1 protein-coding gene is annotated in these 1,103 nt (G+C 70.2%); it reads left to right on the top strand.

Annotated elements, in window-relative coordinates:
- Nucleotides 1–145 precede the first annotated feature (145 nt).
- Nucleotides 146–1,045 (top strand): GNAT family N-acetyltransferase, encoded by a 900-nt coding sequence (locus ACQKIP_RS48030; protein ID WP_365864933.1) that lies wholly within the window; start codon nt 146–148, stop codon nt 1,043–1,045.
- Nucleotides 1,046–1,103 lie beyond the last annotated feature (58 nt).

The following is a 1,103-nucleotide window of genomic DNA, read 5'->3' as shown; positions in this document are numbered from 1 at the left end:
GTATGGCTTCACGCCCTGACATGGATGGAAGGAGGCGAGTGCCGTGCAGTTCACACCTTTCCCGCGCTCCCTCTTCCGCTGTCCCGGCGTGGATCGTCAGTTCTGACCGGGAGCGCTCCAAGCAGCCTGTATCCCGGAGGAACCCATGACCGATCTGGTCATCCGCGCGCTCTCCGCGCGCGACGCTCATCTCTTTGACGCACTGCCCGACCCGCTGGACGCTCGTGAAGCCCACCGGCGCACCCAGTTCCGCCCCGAGTGGAAGCGCGTCGCCCTGCGCGACGGTGAGGTCGTCGCACGCGGCGCCTGGTGGGGCGGGCCCGACGACGCGGAGCCCGTCAACATCAACTGGTTCGATGTGGCCGAGGGCGAGGAGGAGGCCGGGGCCGAACTCCTGCGCTCCGCTTCCCGGCAGGTCGAACTCGAGATCAACCTGCCCGGCGACTGGCGGGACAGGCCCGGCCTGCGCGCAGCCGCCGAGGCGCGTTTCGCCGCCGCACGATCCGCCGGGTACGACCTCCTGGTGGAGCGCTTCCTGTACCGCTGGACCCCGGAGCGGGGTCTGCCCGAGCGGCCCGGACGCCTGCGCTTTCGCGCCGAACCCGACGACACCGTGTTCCTCGACGCGTTGCGCCGCATCCACTCCGTCACCCTGGACGCCCACGCGCTGAAGTCCATCGAGGAGGGCGGCCTCGACCAGGCCGCCCGGGAGGAACTCGACTTCTTCCACTGGTGCCCCTCCCCGCGGGAGTGGTGGCAGGTCGCCCACACCCCGGAGGGCGACCTGGTCGGCATCCACATCCCGGCCCACAACCCCTCCGGACCGACCGTCGGCTTCATCGGAGTGGTTCCGGAACAGCGCGGGCAGGGCCACGCCTACGACCTCCTTGCGGAGTGCACGCACTTCCTGGTCGAGCAGGGCGCGGAGTTCGTCACCGGAGCGACGGACCGTGGCAACTTCCCCATGGCCGCGAACTTCACCAGGGCGGGCTTCCCCGTCGTCCGTGAACGCATCAACTTCCACCCGGCGGGCCGAGCGGCCTAGCCAGACGGCGACATAGCAAGGGGTGAGCGGTCGGCGGCAAGAGCGGGGTGGACTATGG

The sequence above is a fragment of the Streptomyces sp. NPDC059900 genome, assembly GCF_050270335.1.
Lineage (GTDB): Bacteria > Actinomycetota > Actinomycetes > Streptomycetales > Streptomycetaceae > Streptomyces.
The sequence above is the reverse complement of the archived record's forward strand: the minus strand, read 5'-3'. Positions and strand labels throughout refer to the sequence as shown.

Bases quoted from the DNA above. Each gene is read 5' to 3' on its own strand.
- ACQKIP_RS48030 (WP_365864933.1), top strand. From the start codon at position 146: ATGACCGATCTGGTCATCCGCGCGCTCTCCGCGCGCGACGCTCATCTC.